General features: G+C 71.0%; 15 protein-coding genes and 1 tRNA gene. 4 read left to right on the top strand and 12 right to left on the bottom strand.

All coding sequences use genetic code 11. The annotated features are described in order from the left end of the window. Positions 1-69: 69 nt before the first annotated feature. From KJK29_RS22125 to KJK29_RS22115, 3 genes are read right to left on the bottom strand one after another with little or no spacing between them, the layout of a single operon-like run. Positions 70-954 (bottom strand): SDR family oxidoreductase, encoded by an 885-nt coding sequence (locus tag KJK29_RS22125; RefSeq protein WP_215120879.1) that lies wholly within the window; start codon positions 952-954, stop codon positions 70-72. After that, the gene (locus tag KJK29_RS22120; protein WP_215120878.1) at positions 951-1,883 is read right to left on the bottom strand and encodes an alpha/beta fold hydrolase; all 933 of its coding nucleotides are present in this window, start codon (positions 1,881-1,883) and stop codon (positions 951-953) included. The genes KJK29_RS22125 and KJK29_RS22120 overlap by 4 nt, the downstream gene beginning before the upstream one ends. Continuing rightward, positions 1,880-3,400, bottom strand: a complete 1,521-nt coding sequence (locus KJK29_RS22115; protein WP_215120877.1) for a flavin-containing monooxygenase — start codon at positions 3,398-3,400, stop codon at positions 1,880-1,882. The genes KJK29_RS22120 and KJK29_RS22115 overlap by 4 nt, the downstream gene beginning before the upstream one ends. A gap of 132 nt (positions 3,401-3,532) precedes the next feature. Between KJK29_RS22115 and KJK29_RS22110 the strand changes: the two genes are divergently transcribed. Then, entirely contained in the window at positions 3,533-4,177 is a 645-nt protein-coding gene (locus KJK29_RS22110; RefSeq protein ID WP_215120876.1) for a MerR family transcriptional regulator, read from the top strand. Positions 4,178-4,180: 3 nt separating this feature from the next. Here the strand turns inward: KJK29_RS22110 and KJK29_RS22105 are convergent, their stop codons facing one another. Beyond that, entirely contained in the window at positions 4,181-4,975 is a 795-nt protein-coding gene (locus KJK29_RS22105; RefSeq protein WP_251057904.1) for an exodeoxyribonuclease III, read from the bottom strand. Between the two features lie 97 nt (positions 4,976-5,072). Here KJK29_RS22105 and KJK29_RS22100 point away from each other — a divergent pair, with 97 nt between their 5' ends. Beyond that, complete coding sequence (locus KJK29_RS22100; RefSeq protein WP_215120874.1) at positions 5,073-5,549, top strand: GNAT family N-acetyltransferase; 477 nt, start codon at positions 5,073-5,075, stop codon at positions 5,547-5,549. A 52-nt stretch (positions 5,550-5,601) separates the two neighbouring features. Here KJK29_RS22100 and KJK29_RS22095 read toward each other — a convergent pair whose 3' ends face one another. Beyond that, the gene (locus KJK29_RS22095) at positions 5,602-6,522 is read right to left on the bottom strand and encodes a hypothetical protein (RefSeq protein WP_215120873.1); all 921 of its coding nucleotides are present in this window, start codon (positions 6,520-6,522) and stop codon (positions 5,602-5,604) included. A gap of 134 nt (positions 6,523-6,656) precedes the next feature. On the opposite strand from KJK29_RS22095, the gene KJK29_RS22090 reads away from it, so the two are divergent. Next, positions 6,657-8,861 carry a hypothetical protein gene (locus KJK29_RS22090; protein ID WP_215120872.1) on the top strand — a complete coding sequence of 735 codons (2,205 nt, stop codon included), beginning with the start codon at positions 6,657-6,659 and terminating at the stop codon, positions 8,859-8,861. An 89-nt stretch (positions 8,862-8,950) separates the two neighbouring features. Then, the gene (locus KJK29_RS22085; RefSeq protein ID WP_215120871.1) at positions 8,951-9,430 is read left to right on the top strand and encodes a hypothetical protein; all 480 of its coding nucleotides are present in this window, start codon (positions 8,951-8,953) and stop codon (positions 9,428-9,430) included. A 484-nt stretch (positions 9,431-9,914) separates the two neighbouring features. Here the strand turns inward: KJK29_RS22085 and KJK29_RS22080 are convergent. From KJK29_RS22080 to galU, 7 genes are all read right to left on the bottom strand, one after another. Continuing rightward, positions 9,915-9,988: transfer RNA gene (locus tag KJK29_RS22080), tRNA-Ala, on the bottom strand. 82 nt (positions 9,989-10,070) lie between these two features. Then, entirely contained in the window at positions 10,071-11,258 is a 1,188-nt protein-coding gene (sepX, locus tag KJK29_RS22075) for a divisome protein SepX/GlpR (RefSeq protein ID WP_215120870.1), read from the bottom strand. 172 nt (positions 11,259-11,430) lie between these two features. Then, positions 11,431-12,051, bottom strand: a complete 621-nt coding sequence (locus KJK29_RS22070; protein WP_251058123.1) for a GNAT family N-acetyltransferase — start codon at positions 12,049-12,051, stop codon at positions 11,431-11,433. Positions 12,052-12,074: 23 nt separating this feature from the next. After that, complete coding sequence (locus KJK29_RS22065; protein ID WP_215120869.1) at positions 12,075-12,575, bottom strand: MogA/MoaB family molybdenum cofactor biosynthesis protein; 501 nt, start codon at positions 12,573-12,575, stop codon at positions 12,075-12,077. Beyond that, on the bottom strand, positions 12,572-13,081 hold the full coding sequence (moaC, locus tag KJK29_RS22060) for a cyclic pyranopterin monophosphate synthase MoaC (protein ID WP_215120868.1): 510 nt from the start codon (positions 13,079-13,081) through the stop codon (positions 12,572-12,574). Before moaC ends, KJK29_RS22065 begins: the two co-directional genes overlap by 4 nt. Positions 13,082-13,143: 62 nt before the next feature. Beyond that, positions 13,144-14,481 carry a molybdotransferase-like divisome protein Glp gene (gene glp / locus KJK29_RS22055; RefSeq protein WP_215120867.1) on the bottom strand — a complete coding sequence of 446 codons (1,338 nt, stop codon included), beginning with the start codon at positions 14,479-14,481 and terminating at the stop codon, positions 13,144-13,146. Between the two features lie 4 nt (positions 14,482-14,485). Then, positions 14,486-15,388 (bottom strand): UTP--glucose-1-phosphate uridylyltransferase GalU, encoded by a 903-nt coding sequence (gene galU / locus KJK29_RS22050; protein ID WP_215120866.1) that lies wholly within the window; start codon positions 15,386-15,388, stop codon positions 14,486-14,488. Between the last annotated feature and the right edge of the window lie 24 nt (positions 15,389-15,412).

Genomic DNA, 15,412 nt, shown 5'->3' with positions numbered 1-15,412 from the left:
CACTCCCGTTGGGGGTGAGGGGATCTGGCTCGATCAGATTCACACGGGTCGTGACCCTGCGCATGTCGATCACTTACGGAGCGTAGCCCGCTGCTGCTCATCGGCCGCGCCGCCTGCCCCGACGAGGCCCGAGCGCATGCCCGTCAGCCGGTCCGCGAACCTCCGCATCTCGCGCTGCCCCACGGTCCCGATGACCCCGGGCAGGTAGCCGCGCACGCCCTGCATGCCGCGCAGCCACCACTGCCCGTACACATGGCTCGACCGGCTCTCGATCCCGGCCACCAGCCGGTCCACGGCCGGGCCCAGCGGATAGGTCTTGTTGGACGGCCAGGGCAGCCGCTGCCTCAACTCCCGCATGACGTCGTCCTGGTCGGCCCCGCGCACCATGTCGGTGTCGGTCCACGACAGATACCCGACGCCGACCTTCACGCCCCGGTGCCCGACCTCGGCGCGCAGGCTGTGCGCGTACGCCTCCACACCGGACTTGGAGGCGCAGTACGCGGTCATCATCGGGGCCGGGGTGATCGCGGCGAGGGACGCGATCTGGAGCAGATACCCCCGGCTCTCCAGCAGCATCGGCAGGAAGGCGCGGCCGGTCACCGCCGAGCCGATCAGGTTGACCTCGATCACCCGCCGCCAGGACTCCGGGTCGGAGTCGGCGAAGGGACCGCCGGTGGCGACACCGGCGTTGGCGACGACGATGTCGACCCTGCCGAAGCGCTCCTTCACCTCGCTCGCGACCCGGGCCATCGCCTCGTGGTCGGTGACATCGGCGTGCCAGTGGTCGCTGTCGCTGTGCAGCCGCCCGGAGACCTCCTTGAGCGCGTCCGGCTCCAGTCCGACCAGCGCGACCTTCACGCCGCGCGCGGAGAGCTTGCGGGCCAGCAACTCCCCGACGCCGCGCGCCGCCCCGGTCACCACGGCGACCTTCCCCTCGAGGCTGACCCTGCTCATGCGCTCTCCTCGGATACGACGGATTCGGCCTGGATGTGTGCGTGGACGAGTTCCCGTATGCGTTCGCCGACCAGCCCCGGCGCCTCGACGGGCGTCATGTGGCCGACGCCGGGCAGCTCGGTGAGCCCGGCGCACTGCGGCAGCGCGGCGGCCAGGGCCCGGGCCTGCACGGGCGGGGTCAGCCGGTCCGCCGTACCGACGACGACGGCCGTGGGCACCCGCAGCTCACGCACGCCGTGGTCGAGGTCGAGCAGATCCAGCACCTGCGACCAGGAGTGGCGGACCTTGCGGGAGCAGGCGTGCACGATGCGGGCGCAGGCCTCGACCATGTGCGGGGCCGAACCGGCGCCCATCGTCGCGTACTTGAGGATCCGGCGGGCCAGCGGCGTGACGGGCCCGAGCGGCGCCCGGGAGCCGAGGATCCGCCGGGTCAGCCAGGTGCGCGGCCGACCGGCCCGGATCGGTACGACGGTGGAGGCGGCGACCAGCTGCGAACTGCCCGTGCTGCACAGCAGGACGGCGGCCGCGTGCGCCCGGAAACCGGCCCGCTCGGCGGCCGCCATCACGGTCATGCCGCCCATCGAGTGCCCGGCGATCACGGCCTGTTCGCCGGGCGCCAGGGTGGCCTCCAGTACGGCCTCCAGGTCGTCGGCGAGCGCCTCGGCACTGCACGCCGGGCTCGCCGGGCTGCGCCCGTGGCCACGCTGGTCATAGGCGATGACCCGGCGGTCGGTGGCCAGTTCGCGGATCTGCGCCGCCCAGAAGGCGGTGGAGCAGGTCCAGCCGTGGGCGAGGACGACGGCCGGGGCACCGTCGGGGCCGTGGATCTCGACGTGCAGCCGGGCCCCGTCGGCGGACACGGCGGTCAGCTCCCGGGCAGGGGCGGGCGGGGCATAGGGCCCGGAGTCGACGTGCAGCAGCCGGCTCACGCGTCCACCCCGGCCTTCTCGGCTTCCTTCCGCACGGGGACGCGCAGGACGTCGTACTCCGCGAGGTCGACCCGTCGCGTCGCCCTCCGGAACTCGCCTGTGGTGCCGGGCCAGATGGTGGTGTTGCGGCCGCTCGCGTCGAGGTACCAGCTGGTGCAGCCGCCGGTGTTCCACACCGTGCGCTTCATGCGCTCCTGCACCTGGTGGTTCCAGGCGCGTACGGCATCCGGGCGGGCGTCGAGGGCGACCCGGCCGCCGAGGACGTCGAGCTGGCGGACGTAGTCGGCCAGGTAGTTGAGCTGGGACTCGATCATCAGGATCATCGAGGAGTTCCCGAGGCCGGTGTTGGGCCCGATGATCGTCATCCAGTTGGGGAACCCGGCGGCGGAGGCACCGCGCAGGGCCTCCATGCCGCCCTTCCAGGTCTCCGCGAGGGTCCGTCCGTCGGCGCCCACGACCCGGTCGGCGATGGGCATGTCGGTGACGTGGAACCCGGTGCCGAAGACGATCGCGTCGGCCTCGGCCTCTTGGCCGTCGGCGGCGACCAACGTCGATCCGCGCACCTCGGCCAGCCCGCTCGCGACCACGTCCACATTGGGCTGCGCGAGCGCCGGGTAGTAGTCGCTGGACAGCAGGATCCGCTTGCAGCCGATGCGGTAGTCCGGGGTGAGCTTCGCCCGCAGCTCCGGGTCCTTGATGGAGCGGGCCATGTTGCGCCGGGCCATCTCCTCGACGAGACCGAGCTGGCGCGGATGCTTGGTGAACGCCTGCACCTGCAACTCCCGGATGCCCCACAGCAGTCCGCGCCGCAGCTGCGAGGTGAAGGGCAACTGCCGGTGCAGCCACCGCTCGCCGTCGCTGATGTTCCGGTCGATGCGGGGCATGACCCAGGGCGCGGTCCGCTGGAACAGCGTCAGGTGCGAGACGTCGGGCTGGACGGCCGGCACGATCTGGGCGGCCGAGGCCCCGGTCCCCACCATCGCGACGCGCTTGCCGCGCAGGTCGTAGTCGTGGTCCCAGCGGGCCGAGTGGAAGACCTTGCCGGGGAAGGACTCCAGCCCCGGGATCTCCGGCACCTTCGGATCGGACAACGGCCCGGTCGCCGACACCACCAGGTCCGCCGACAGATTCCCACTGGCGGTCTCGATGTCCCAGCACAGCCGCTCGGCGTTCCAGGTCATCCGCTTCACCTCCGAGTCGAAGCGGAGGTGCGGCCGCAGCCGGAACACGTCCGTGACGTGCTCCAGATACGCGCGGATGTGCTCCTGCCCGGAGAAGGTGCGCGGCCAGTCGGGGTTGGGCGCGAAGGAGAACGAGTACAGATGCGAGGGCACATCGCACCGGCACCCCGGGTAGCTGTTGTCCCGCCAGGTGCCGCCGACACTGCTCGCCCGCTCCAGGACGACGAAGTCGGTGACGCCCTCACGGCGCAGCCGCACGGCGGCCCCCAGCCCGCCGAACCCGGACCCGACCACCGCGACCCGTACATGCTCGCGTTCGTGTTCGCGCTCGCCCATGCCGACACCTCCACACACACCACGAGAACCATGCCAGTGAACACTGGCGCAATGGGAGCGTAGGGCAGCGGCGTACTGATGGGTAGGGGGCGGAACGAGGAAGTTACCCGTGGTACGCCTTAAGGTGCCCAGGTGGCCGAGAAGCGTGAATACCGCATGGAAGAGCTGGCCCGCCTGGCCGGGATCACGGTGCGCACCCTGCGTTTCTACCGCGAACGCAAACTGATCCCGCCACCCCGCCGGGAAGGCCGCATCGCCTGGTACGACGACCACCACCTGGCCCGGCTGCGCACCATCACGGCCCTGCTGGAACGCGGCCACACCCTCAGCGGCATCGCGGAACTCGCGGAAGCCTTCGACAACGGCCGGGACGTCGGCGACCTGCTCGGCGTCGGAGGCGCCCCCACCGAAGAAGAGCCGGTCCACCTCACCCCGGAGGAACTCGCCGACCACTTCGGCGGCGAGACCACACCCGAGAACCTCGCCGCCGCGCTGGAACTCGGCTACCTCGCCACCGACGGCGACGAGATCGTCCACATCAGCCGCCGCCTCCTCGACGTCTCCTCGGCCCTGGTCCACGAGGGCATCCCCCTCGCCGACGTCCTCGCCGCAGCCAAACAGGTCCGCACCCACGCCGACGCCCTGGCCGAACTCTTCACGACCCTGGTCCTCCGCCACGCCTCCGCCCAGGACCTGCCCCGCCTGCGCCCGCTGGCGCGGAGCGTGGTGGAGGCGGAACTCTCCTTGGCGCTGGACCGGCGGATGCGCAGGCCCTGAGCCCTACCTCTCGTACACCACGGTCACGGGCGCGTGGTCGGACCACCGCTCCTCGTGCGTGGCGGCCCGCTCCACGAACCCCTTGACGGCCCGCCCGGCGAGCCCGGGCGTGGCGACGTGGTAGTCGATCCTCCATCCCGTGTCGTTGTCGAAGGCCCGCCCCCGATACGACCACCACGAGTACGGCCCCTCGGTGTCCGGGTGCAGCTCCCGCACGACATCGACGTACCCCCCGTCCGCCTCCTGGAAGACCTGGGTGAGCCACTCCCGCTCCTCGGGCAGGAACCCGGAGTTCTTGCGGTTGCCGCGCCAGTTCTTGAGGTCGGCCTCCTGGTGGGCGATGTTCCAGTCGCCGCAGACCAGGACCTCGCGGCCCTCGGCGGCGGCGCGCTCCCTGAGGCCCTTCAGATAGGGGAGGAACTCGCCCATGAAGCGCGTCTTCTCGTCCTGCCGCTCGGTGCCGACCTCGCCGGAGGGCAGATAGAGGGAGGCGACGGTGACGCCCGGCAGGTCGGCCTCCACGTACCGCCCGCTGCCGTCGAACTCCTCCGACCCGAATCCGACCTGGACCCGGTCGGGCTCGCGGCGGCTGTAGAGGGACACCCCGGCCCGCCCCTTGGCGGCGGCCGGCGCGTGTGTCACATGCCACCCCTCGGGCGCCCGCACGGACTCGGGCAGCTGCCCCGGCTCGGCCCGCACCTCCTGCAGGCACAGCACATCGGCGTCAGTCGCCGCCAGCCACTCCACGAAGCCCTTCTTCGCGGCGGCCCGCAGCCCGTTCACATTCACAGAGGTCACAGTCAGCACCCCGGCACGATACCGGCACACTGGACGAGGTCCAGTTCCGGATCGAACACACTCCCGCCCCCTCATGAGCTGACATACGGTACACAGCATGCATATACGCCGGGTCCCCTTCGACCACCCCGACGCCACGAAGCTCAACGACCAGGTCCAGGCCGAATACCACGTCCGCTACGGCGACGGAGGCGACGCCACGACCATGGCCGCCTCGGACTTCGCACCGCCGAACGGCACCTACCTGATCGCGTACGACGAGCACGACTCCCCCATCGCCTCCGGCGGCTGGCGCACCCAGGACGCCAACGACGAGGGCAACCTGGACGGCGACGCCGAGATCAAGCGCATGTACGTGGTCGACGGCATGCGCGGCCGGGGCCTGGCGCGCCGCATCCTGGCCGCCCTGGAGGAGGACGCCCGCGCGGCGGGCCGCACCCGCATGGTCCTGGAGACCGGCACGAAGCAGCCGGAGGCCATAGCCCTCTACACGTCCAGCGGTTACGAGCCGTGCGGGAAGTTCGGCTACTACCGTCACTACGAGTCGAGCCGCTGCTTCGCCAAGAGCCTCTGAAAGCGCCGTGGGCCGACCGGGACCGCACCGCGCGAGCACCTGAAGGCCGCTCTCATGGGGGCGGACCTGTACCGGGGCCCGCGCGGTAGGCGACACGCGCGATCGCCAGTGCGTCAGCCAGGCGGGCGGGGTCGGCCAAGGGGGCGTTCCGGACACCGTACTGCGCGACCTCACCGGCAGAATCTCCGACGATGAGGGCACGCGGAACACGGTAGGGCCAGGGGCGGCCGTACAAGCCGTCGTCGCTGACGACCCATTCCTCGTTGGCCAGTTCGATGACGGCTCCCAGATCTCGTCCGTCGCCGGTGTGCGAAGTGACGGCGAGGCGAAGCAGCGTCACCAGTTCCTCGAAGGGGAGATGCTGCATCCCGGGGCCTCCCGCACCCAGCCCGACGGCGAGGGCGTTGAGCCGTCGGCACAGCCGTCGCGCGTTCTCCCCCGGCCTCCATGGCTCCCAGGCGGACGTCACCGTCGCTCCACTCACCTCGGCCTCCACCCGTACGACGACGGCGTCCCGCGGATCGCGCGCCGGCCGGAAACGTAATCGGGCATCATCGAGACCCGCTGGGCGCACCCGCACTCCGTCAGAGGAGACCGCGCCCGTCTCATGGGCCTGTTCCAAAGCCCGCCGGATCGACGGCTGGTCCCGTCGGCCGGCTGCCGCGGCCAGCGCGGCCTCACGCTCACTGAAGCCCCCGTCGACCGACGCCTGCCCCAGTCGCTGCACTTCCTCCGCCGTCCGGCGTACCTGCTGGTCGACACGGCGCAGCCCTTCGTTGAGCTCGCGAGTCTGCCGCTCCGTCTGTCGCAGCCGTTGCTCGAGCAGGGCGATCGGTACGAGCAGGAGCAAGGTGACGCCGATCTCCAGCAGAAAGCCCGGCACATAGGCCAGACCGTCCATCAGCCAACCGCCGGCCACCATGCCCGCGCCCAGACCTGTGGCCAGCCAGATCATCCAGTGCTGATGGCGCATGTTCCCCCCGCGCTCCCCCAACTCCCCGATCCCTACCTATGCTGACAGTGTGGGGTGGGTCACAGTAGCCCTCCGCCTGCGGGGGAGGCAGGATGTCGCGACCGAACGGCTCCAGCCGTCCCAGGGTGGCTCGCATGCTGAACGAGCGCCCGGCATTCGGCATCCACTCGTTCAAGGACCGAACGGGCGAATTGCAGCGCATTCGTGCGTTGTTCGCCGACCCCCCGGTCCGGATCATCAGCGTGCTGGGACGGCGCGGCATCGGCAAGAGCCTGCTGGCCGTGCGCGCCGCGCGAAGCCTTGCCGAGGGCGCGTGGCCCGGCGGGGAGCGGACTGAACCACCAGACGCGGTCGTCTTCTTCGGCGAGCGGACCACGGGTATCACCTTCGAGCAGATCTTCTTCGACTGTCTGCGTCTGCTCGATCAGCAGGAGGCCGAACGGCTGCACCGCATGTGGGGAAGCCGACGGCGGCCGGCCGACAAGGCATGCGAGCTCTTCGACGCGATGACTCATCTGCAAGTCCTTTTCCTCCTGGACAACTTGGAGGAACTGCTGGACGACGAAGACACCTTCCGGGAGCCGGACCTGACGGAGATGGTGCAAGCACTGCTCAGTCACGAGAGTGCACCCCGTCTGCTGATCACCAGCCAGGTGCCGCTCGCCCTCCCGGCCCGATACTCCCGCGCCGAGCGGCGCATCGTCCTGGACGACGGACTGCCACGTCCCGACTCGATCGCGCTGCTGCGGGAACTGGACGGCGACGGCCTGAGCGGCATCCGGGACGCCGACGACGAACTGCTGGCGGAGACAGCCGGGCGGGTCTACGGCGTACCCAGGGGACTGGAACTCATCGCCGGAGCCCTCCAGGACGACGCCGGTATGCGCTCGCTGCGCGAATGGCTGGGGGACACCGCGGCCATCTCCGGCGTGGTGGACGAACTGGCACAGCGCCGCTACCGCGACCTCAACGAGCACCACAAACTGGTCATGGACGTGCTGGCGGTCTTCGGCACGCCGGTCCCGCTCGCGGCTGTGGAGTGGGCACTCAAGCCCCTGGCGCCCGGAATCCAGGTGGACAGCGCACTTCGGCGGCTGACTCGAGGCTTCCTGGCCAGGGCGAACCGCGAGGACCGCACGTACTCCCTGCTTCCCATGGACACCGATATCGCACGCGCCGACCTCATCAGGCGGGCCCCCCTACTGGCCCGGCGTCTTCACCGTCGCGCCGCGGACTGGCACGCCCGGTCCGCCAAACCCCGGGAGGAGTGGCGGACTCCGCAGGATGTGTCTCCGCAGCGACGGGAGCTGACGCACCGCATGCTGGCCGAGGACTACGACGAGGCGGCTCTGCTCCTCGACCGGTTCGCCGACTTCCTGGTCTGGCAGGGCTCGGCCAGCGCCGTACTGTCGATCTGCACCGGCCTGGCAGGGCAACTGACGCGGCGGCAGGCACGGCTGGCGTATCTGGTCGCTCGAGGGCATGCCCAGTTCGCGATCGGACCGCTGAGCGATTCGATCCAACTGCTCGACGAGGCCGCGTCACTGGCCCGGGCGCCGCAAGACGCGGCCTGCCTGCAACGCATCCTGTTCCTGCTCGGGGACATGGACCGCTTCGAGGGACGCTCCGCGGACGCCGCGCAGCGGCTCAGGCGCTCTGCCGACATCGCCTCCGAACTGGGCATGGTGGAGGAACACGCGCACGCCCTGCTCTGCCTGAGCCTGGCGCACAGTTACGCCGATCGGCCGGATCTCGGCTTGGCGGTAGCTGCGGAATTATCCGAACTGGCCGGCAGAGCGGGCCTGCCCATCGTCCGGGCCCGTGAGGCCAACGCACTGGCCTGCGCCTACGCCACGACGCATGACTGGCCGCTCGTAGCACGCGCGGCCGAAGATTCGATTGCCGCGTATGACGAGTCCGGGATTCCCGAAGCCCTCGGGTTCTCCTGGAACACCCTTGGCATCGCCAGATTGGGCACGGGAGACCTCGTGCCGGCATTGAGCGCGTTCGACACAGGCGTGCAGTGCAGCGCGGAAGTCGGCTGGTCCCTGCCCGAAGCAGTGTGCACCTTCAATCAGGCTTGGGCCCTGTGGCATCTGGGCCGAGCGGCGGAAGCCGAGAGCTCTGCCCGCAGGGCCCTCGCCGCCTACCGGCGCTGTGGTTCCAAGGACGAGGACGCGGCGGCGACCCTGTGTGAGGCCGCGGCAGCCCTCCGGGCCGACAACCCGGCACGCATCGTCCGCGCTCTGGAGCGCCTGGCCGTTCTGGTCGCCGGAAACCCCGATCTGTGTCCGGCGGACTGGTTCCTGGCCGAGGCGGACAGGATGCGAGCCCCCTGAGGCTTCCTCCCTGTGACGATGGGCGGAGACGGCCGAGTCCCTCTTGCGGGTGATGGCAGGTCGACGAGTTTCGAAGTAGTTTCAAAGTCATGCCCACCGAGAACACCGCAGTGAACTTTTCCGAGCTGGTGAACAAGAACAAGCAGACGCTCGCTCGGCTCAAGGAGTCGCCCCGGCTGCTGCTGCACCGCCGGGACGGAGAGGATCTTGTCCTCACCACGGCGGCCCGGGCCGAGCAGGACCAGACGGTGGTGTCCGCCGCCACCCGCATGCTGGCCGCGATGGCAAGACGGGAGCCCGGAAGCATGGAGTTGCTCCTGGACATACTGCCGGACGCCTTCCCCTGGGTTCGTTTCCTGCCCGAGCCAGACGTCCACGCCTTCGCGGTCGAACTGGTCGACACCATGCGCGCCGCCGACTCCGTCGGCAACAACGCGTCCGTCGCACAGATGCTCATCGCCTGGCAGCACACGGCGGAGGCTCACTCGGATCCCGAACTGCTGGCCGCGCTGACCGCGGACCGCTCCGAGGACCACGGTCCGGTGCCGGATCCGCGGGATGTCGCGTGAGCGCGGGTCGCGGCGACCGCGCGGCGCCTCCGGCACCCGATGGCCACTGGGAGGTGCGGTTCGCGGACGCTGCCGCCGCCAAAGGATGGGACTGCCTTGCCCAGCAGGCACGCGAGAACACCTATCGCGCCTGGATCGCGATGCGCACAGACCCCGGACCGGCTGTGGAAACGCCCCGCCATCATCGACTGAAAGGCAGCCTGGCGCACGGCATCCACCGGGGACAGACCTGCGAACAGTGGCAGATCGAGGTGACCGGTGGAGGACGGATCTGGTACCTCCTGGACGCCTTACGGAACACCTGCTGGATCACCTTCGCAGGCACAGGGCACCCACGAGCAACCGACCACCGTTGATCCGAGCGCACTGCGGGGCTTCGACTGGGCGGGCGACTCACTCGCTGTCGAGACGTCAACTCGCTCTGAACTGCCGTACAACACGTCAGAGCCCCGGTCGGGAATCCCGACCGGGGCTCTGAGCTGCGTGGACCTGTGGGGATTTGAACCCCAGACCCCCTCGATGCGAACGAGGTGCGCTACCGGACTGCGCCACAGGCCCTTGCAACGAGTGAAACTCTAGCACCCAGATCGGCCTGCTTGGAAATCCGTTCCCGAGGGACGGTCACCTGCGGGTTCGGGGGCTACTCGTTGGCGGCCCGGGGCCGGTCCCCGTCCTCGTACTGGTCGAACAGCGGCGTGCGGCCGCGCTCCCGGGCCCGCCGTGCGGAGGCCGCGCGGCGGGCGTCGGTGCGCCCGTCGTCGTCGCCCCGCTCCTCGGCGTGGGGCTCCGGCTCGCCGGCGAGGTCGGCGTCGTCCTCGAGGTCCGGGGTGACGGCGCTGGAGCGTGCCGAGCTCCAGGTGTCGGGGGCCCCGAGATCCACGTCACTGGTGGCCCGGGGGGCGACCGGTGCGGTGACGTAGGTCGGCAGGGGCACCGGGACCGGGTCCCAGCTGTCGCCCTGCCCGGGGCGCCGCTGCCGCTCGCGCTGCTGGTCGACCCACTCGGCGTGGTCGGTCTGCTCGACGAGGGCGCGCCGGTCGGCCGCGAGGGCGGACAGGCCGGGGTCGGTCACCGGCTCGGGTCCGTCCTCCGGTTCGTCGGACTCCTCGTCGGCGACGCGCCGGCCGGGCTGGCGCTGCCGCTCCCGCAGCCGCTGGGCCGCGAGCTCGGCCCGGCGGCGGTCCATCTGGTACGTGAAGCGGCGGCGCTCCTGGGTGCGCAGGTACGCGATGTACACGCTGAGCATGACCGCGGGCACGCCGGGCGCCCACAGGAACGCGAGGCCTCCGACCGCGGCGACGATCGCGCCGAGGGTGAAGGCGAGGAACAGCATGGTGGTGGTGCGCCGTCGGCGCGCGAGCACCTTCGAGCGCCGGGCCCGCGCTGCGGCCGCCTGCGCCTGCGGCGAGGGGCGGCGCCGGGCGGCGGGCACACGGCCCTCCCCGCGGGCCGCGGACGCCGCGTTCGATCCGGGTGCCGGGCGGGCCGGCTGCTCCGATCGCGCCGGCTGTTCCTGGGCGGGCGACGGTACGGGTGCCTGGGTCTGGGGACGCGTTTTGGACACGGCGAAGGCCCGGACGTCCACCGAGTCGGTGACGGCATCCGGTTCGTCGGCGCCCTGCTCCCCCTCCTCGGTGGAGCGCGCCCGCAGGTCCTTGGCGTATCGGCGCTCCATCCCCGCCCGGCCGGAAAGCAGCCGGATGGCGGTGCTGAAGCGTTCCGTCGGACGGGCCTCGTTCAGCTCGTCCTGCCTACGGAGCCACATCGGCACCAAGTAGGCGGCCCAGGCCCCGACAATGACTGCGTAGATGAGGCCGCTGCTGCTCACGTCTCACACCGTAGAGGGGTTTGCGTGAGGCCATCTGCCAATTGAGCCGGTGTGTCGCACGATCTGGCTGATATTTCGAACTTTTTTTGTGACCGATGCGATCAGCAGACCGCCCAGGCCGGGAATTCATTGCCCTGAGACGGTCACTGGCCGATCATTTTCGAACACATATTCAATTTCCGGGGTGGTGCCGGATTCCCGGATTACTCTGCGATCGTGCCCGGTGCCAGCGCCGCAGCAACCCGTCCGGCACCTCTTCCGCGGTGAGGGCGAACACGAGGTGGTCGCGCCAGCCCCCGTCGATGTGGAGATAACGGGGCCTGAGCCCCTCCTCCCGGAATCCGAGTTTCTCCACGACCCGGCGGCTGGGCCCGTTCTCGGGGCGAATGCAGACCTCGATGCGGTGCAGTCCGACAGCGCGGAAACAGTGGTCCACGACGAGCGCCACCGCCGTCGGCATCACCCCGCGCCCCGCCACCGACTCGTCCACCCAGTAGCCGATGTGGCCCGAGCACATCGAGCCCCAGGTGATCCCGGCGACCGTCAACTGCCCCACCAGCCGCCCCTGGTACTCGATGACGAAGGGCAGCATCCGGCCCGCGTTCGCCTCCGACCTCAGGTGCCGCACCATCTGGCGGAAGGTCGGGCGGTGCGCGAGCGGCCCGCCGGGCGCGGGCGGCGGAATGGTCGCCTCCCAGGGGCGCAGCCAGTCGCGGTTGCGCCGGTTGACCTCGCGCCATGCCCGCTGGTCGCGCAGCTTTATCGGCCGGAGGACGATGTCGCCGTCCACCAGCTCGACGGGCCAGGATGCGCCGTTCAGCTCGCACCCCCCGTGCCGGGTCTGGGGTGGTCGCCGCCCCGGAGCTGCTCGACGGCGTGGACCAGCAGCGGCTCCAGGACGGCCAGTCCGTCCTTCACACCACCGCTGGAGCCGGGCAGATTGACGATCAGCGTCGCGCCGGCCACTCCGGCCAGGCCCCGGGAGAGCGCCGCGGTCGGCACCTTCTCCCGGCCGTACGCCCGGATGGCCTCGGCGATGCCCGGTACCTCGTGGTCGATCACCCGGCGGGTCGCCTCGGGGGTGCGGTCGGTGGGCGAGATGCCGGTGCCGCCGGTGGTGACGATGACGTCGTAGCCGGTCTCGACACCGGCGCGCAGGGCCGCCTCGACGGGGTCGCCGTCGGGGACGACCTGGGGGCCGTCGACCTCGAAGCCGAAGCCCTTCAGGCCTGCCGAGATCAGCGGGCCGCCCTTGTCCTCGTAGATCCCGGCGGCGGCCCGGTTGGAGGCGGTGACGACGAGGGCGCGATACGTCATGCCCGGCTCCAGTCGCCCGACTTGCCGCCCGTCTTGTCCTCCACCCGTACGTCCGTGATGACCGCTCCCTTGTCGACCGCCTTGACCATGTCGATCACGGTGAGCGCGGCGACGGAGACGGCGGTGAGGGCCTCCATCTCGACCCCGGTGCGGTCCGTGGTCTTCACGGTGGCCAGGATCTCCACGGCGTCGTCCGCGACCGACAGGTCCAGTTTCACACCGGAGACCGCCAAGGGGTGGCAGAGCGGGATCAGGTCGGGGGTGCGTTTGGCGCCCATGATCCCGGCGATCCGCGCGGTCGCGAGGGCGTCGCCCTTGGGGACGCCCTCGCCGCGCAGCAGTTCGATCACGCGGGGCGAGACGAGGACGCGTCCGCTGGCGCGGGCGGTGCGCGCGGTCACGTCCTTCTCCGAGACGTCGACCATGCGGGCGGCGCCGGCGTCGTCGATGTGCGTCAGTCGGTCCTGCGGAGAGGAATCCTGCGTTGGGGGATCCTGCGTGCTCATGCTGTGTGGCGCTCCCGGTCCGGGCCTGCTGTGCGCGACACGGTACCCCCAACCAGCGGCTCTCAGCCGAGCAGGACCACCTCGACCTCGGCGTCCGGCTCGACGGACTCGGTGTCCTCGGGGACGACGATCAGCGCGTCCGCGTGGGCGAGGGCCGCGACCAGATGGGATCCGGCGCCGCCGACCGGGGTGGCCCGGCCGTCGGCGCAGGTGGCCCGCAGGAACTGACGGCGTCCCTTCGGCGAGGTCAGCGCCTTGTCGGTGGCCAGGGTGGCCCGGGTCGTCGCCCGGTGGACGTCCGGCAGGCCCATGAGGGCGCGGATCGCGGGGCGGACGAAGAGTTCGAAGGAGACGTACGACGACACCGGGTTGCCGGGCAGGGCCAGCAGCGGGGTGTGGTCGGGGCCGATGGAGCCGAAGCCCTGGGGCTTGCCGGGCTGCATGGCGAGCTTGCGGAACTCGATGCCGCTGCCCGCCTCGTCCTCGTCGGCCACGTGGGACAGGGCTTCCTTGACGACGTCGTAGGCCCCGACGCTGACACCGCCCGTGGTGACCATCAGGTCAGCGCGCACCAACTGGTCCTCGATGGTGGAGCGCAGGGTCTCGGCGTCGTCGGCGACGGCGCCCACGCGGTAGGCGATGGCTCCGGCGTCCCGGGCGGCGGCGGTGAGGGCGAAGCTGTTGGAGTCGTAGATCTGACCGGTGCGCAGCCTCTCGTCGGGCTGGACGAGTTCGCTGCCGGTGGAGAGCACCACCACGCGCGGGCGCGGGCGGACGCGGACGGTGCCGCGGCCGATCGCGGCGAGCAGGCCGATCTGGGGCGGGCCGAGGATCGTGCCGGCCCGCAGGGCGCGGTCGCCGGCCCTCACGTCGCTGCCCTGTGCGCGCACATGCGCGCGTGCCTCGGCCGGCCGGTACACCCGCACATGGCCCGAGGCACCCTCGGGGCCGAGGCTGCGGGCGCGCATCCCGTGCACCGGGCCCTCGCCGAGCCCTCCGTCGGTCCACTCGACGGGCACGACCGTCTCGGCGCCGGGCGGCAGGGGGGCGCCGGTCATGATGCGGGCGGCCTGGCCGGGGCCCACCTGGAGCAGCTCGGCCTGGCCCGCCGCCACGTCCCCGACGACCTCCAGGGCCGCCGGGAACTTCTCGCTCGCGCCCGCCACGTCCGCGACCCGGACCGCGTAGCCGTCCATGGAGCTGTTGTCGAACGGCGGCAGGGACACCGGCACCGTGATGTCCTCGACCAGGACGCAGCCCTGGGCGTCGAGCAGCTGCAGCTCGATGGGTTCCAGGGGGCGGACGGTGGTGAGGATGTCCTCCAGGTGCTCGTCCACCGACCACAGGTGGTCGGGGCCCGAGTGGTCCTGGACCGGTGTGCGGGGCGCGGCGCTGCTCAACGTGTTACATCTCCTCGGCTACGTAACTGCGAAGCCAGGTCCGGAAGTCCGGGCCCAGGTCTTCACGTTCGCATGCGAGTCGGACAATGGCACGCAGGTAGTCGCCGCGGTCGCCGGTGTCATAGCGGCGGCCCTTGAAGACGACGCCGTGCACCGGGCCGCCGATCTTCTCGTCGGCGGCGAGCTGCTGGAGGGCGTCCGTGAGCTGGATCTCGCCGCCGCGGCCGGGCTCGGTCCGGCGCAGTATGTCGAAGATGTGCGGGTCGAGGACGTAGCGGCCGATGACCGCGTAGTTCGACGGGGCGTCGGACGGGTCGGGCTTCTCGACGAGGCCGCCGACCTTGACGACGTCGCTGTCCTCGGTGGTCTCCACGGCCGCGCAGCCGTAGAGGTGGATCTGCTCGGGGGCGACCTCCATGAGCGCGATGACGCTGCCGCCGCGCTGCTCCTGGACCTCGACCATGCGCTGGAGCAGGGGGTCGCGGGGGTCGATGAGGTCGTCACCGAGGAGGACGGCGAAGGGCTCCTCGCCGACGTGCGGGGCGGCGCACAGGACGGCGTGTCCGAGGCCCTTGGGGTCGCCCTGGCGGACGTAGTGCATGGTCGCGAGGTCGCTGGACTCCTGGACCTTGGCGAGACGGCCGGCGTCGCCCTTCTTCTGAAGCGCCGACTCGAGTTCGTAGTTGCGGTCGAAGTGGTCCTCGAGGGGGCGCTTGTTGCGGCCCGTCACCATGAGGACGTCGTCGAGACCCGCGCCGACGGCCTCCTCGACCACGTACTGGATCGCCGGCTTGTCGACGACCGGCAGCATCTCCTTGGGAGTGGCTTTGGTGGCCGGCAGGAACCGGGTGCCGAGGCCTGCTGCGGGAATGACAGCCTTGCTGATCCGAGGGTGTGCCTGAGTCATGTCCGCCACCATATCCGGTGCCTT

Origin of the sequence: Streptomyces koelreuteriae (genome assembly GCF_018604545.1) — a bacterium.
GTDB classification, from domain to species: domain Bacteria; phylum Actinomycetota; class Actinomycetes; order Streptomycetales; family Streptomycetaceae; genus Streptomyces; species Streptomyces koelreuteriae.
Note: the sequence above shows the minus strand (reverse complement) of the source record. Positions and strands in the feature narration are given on the sequence as shown.

Excerpts from the sequence above, each read along its gene's own strand:
- KJK29_RS22125 (WP_215120879.1), bottom strand. The coding sequence starts at position 954 with ATGAGCAGGGTCAGCCTCGAGGGGAAGGTCGCCGTGGTGACCGGGGCG.
- KJK29_RS22115 (WP_215120877.1), bottom strand. The coding sequence starts at position 3,400 with ATGGGCGAGCGCGAACACGAACGCGAGCATGTACGGGTCGCGGTGGTC.
- KJK29_RS22100 (WP_215120874.1), top strand. The coding sequence starts at position 5,073 with ATGCATATACGCCGGGTCCCCTTCGACCACCCCGACGCCACGAAGCTC.
- KJK29_RS22095 (WP_215120873.1), bottom strand. The coding sequence starts at position 6,522 with ATGCGCCATCAGCACTGGATGATCTGGCTGGCCACAGGTCTGGGCGCG.
- KJK29_RS22090 (WP_215120872.1), top strand. The coding sequence starts at position 6,657 with ATGCTGAACGAGCGCCCGGCATTCGGCATCCACTCGTTCAAGGACCGA.
- KJK29_RS22085 (WP_215120871.1), top strand. The coding sequence starts at position 8,951 with ATGCCCACCGAGAACACCGCAGTGAACTTTTCCGAGCTGGTGAACAAG.
- KJK29_RS22065 (WP_215120869.1), bottom strand. The coding sequence starts at position 12,575 with ATGACGTATCGCGCCCTCGTCGTCACCGCCTCCAACCGGGCCGCCGCC.
- moaC (WP_215120868.1), bottom strand. The coding sequence starts at position 13,081 with ATGAGCACGCAGGATCCCCCAACGCAGGATTCCTCTCCGCAGGACCGA.
- galU (WP_215120866.1), bottom strand. The coding sequence starts at position 15,388 with ATGACTCAGGCACACCCTCGGATCAGCAAGGCTGTCATTCCCGCAGCA.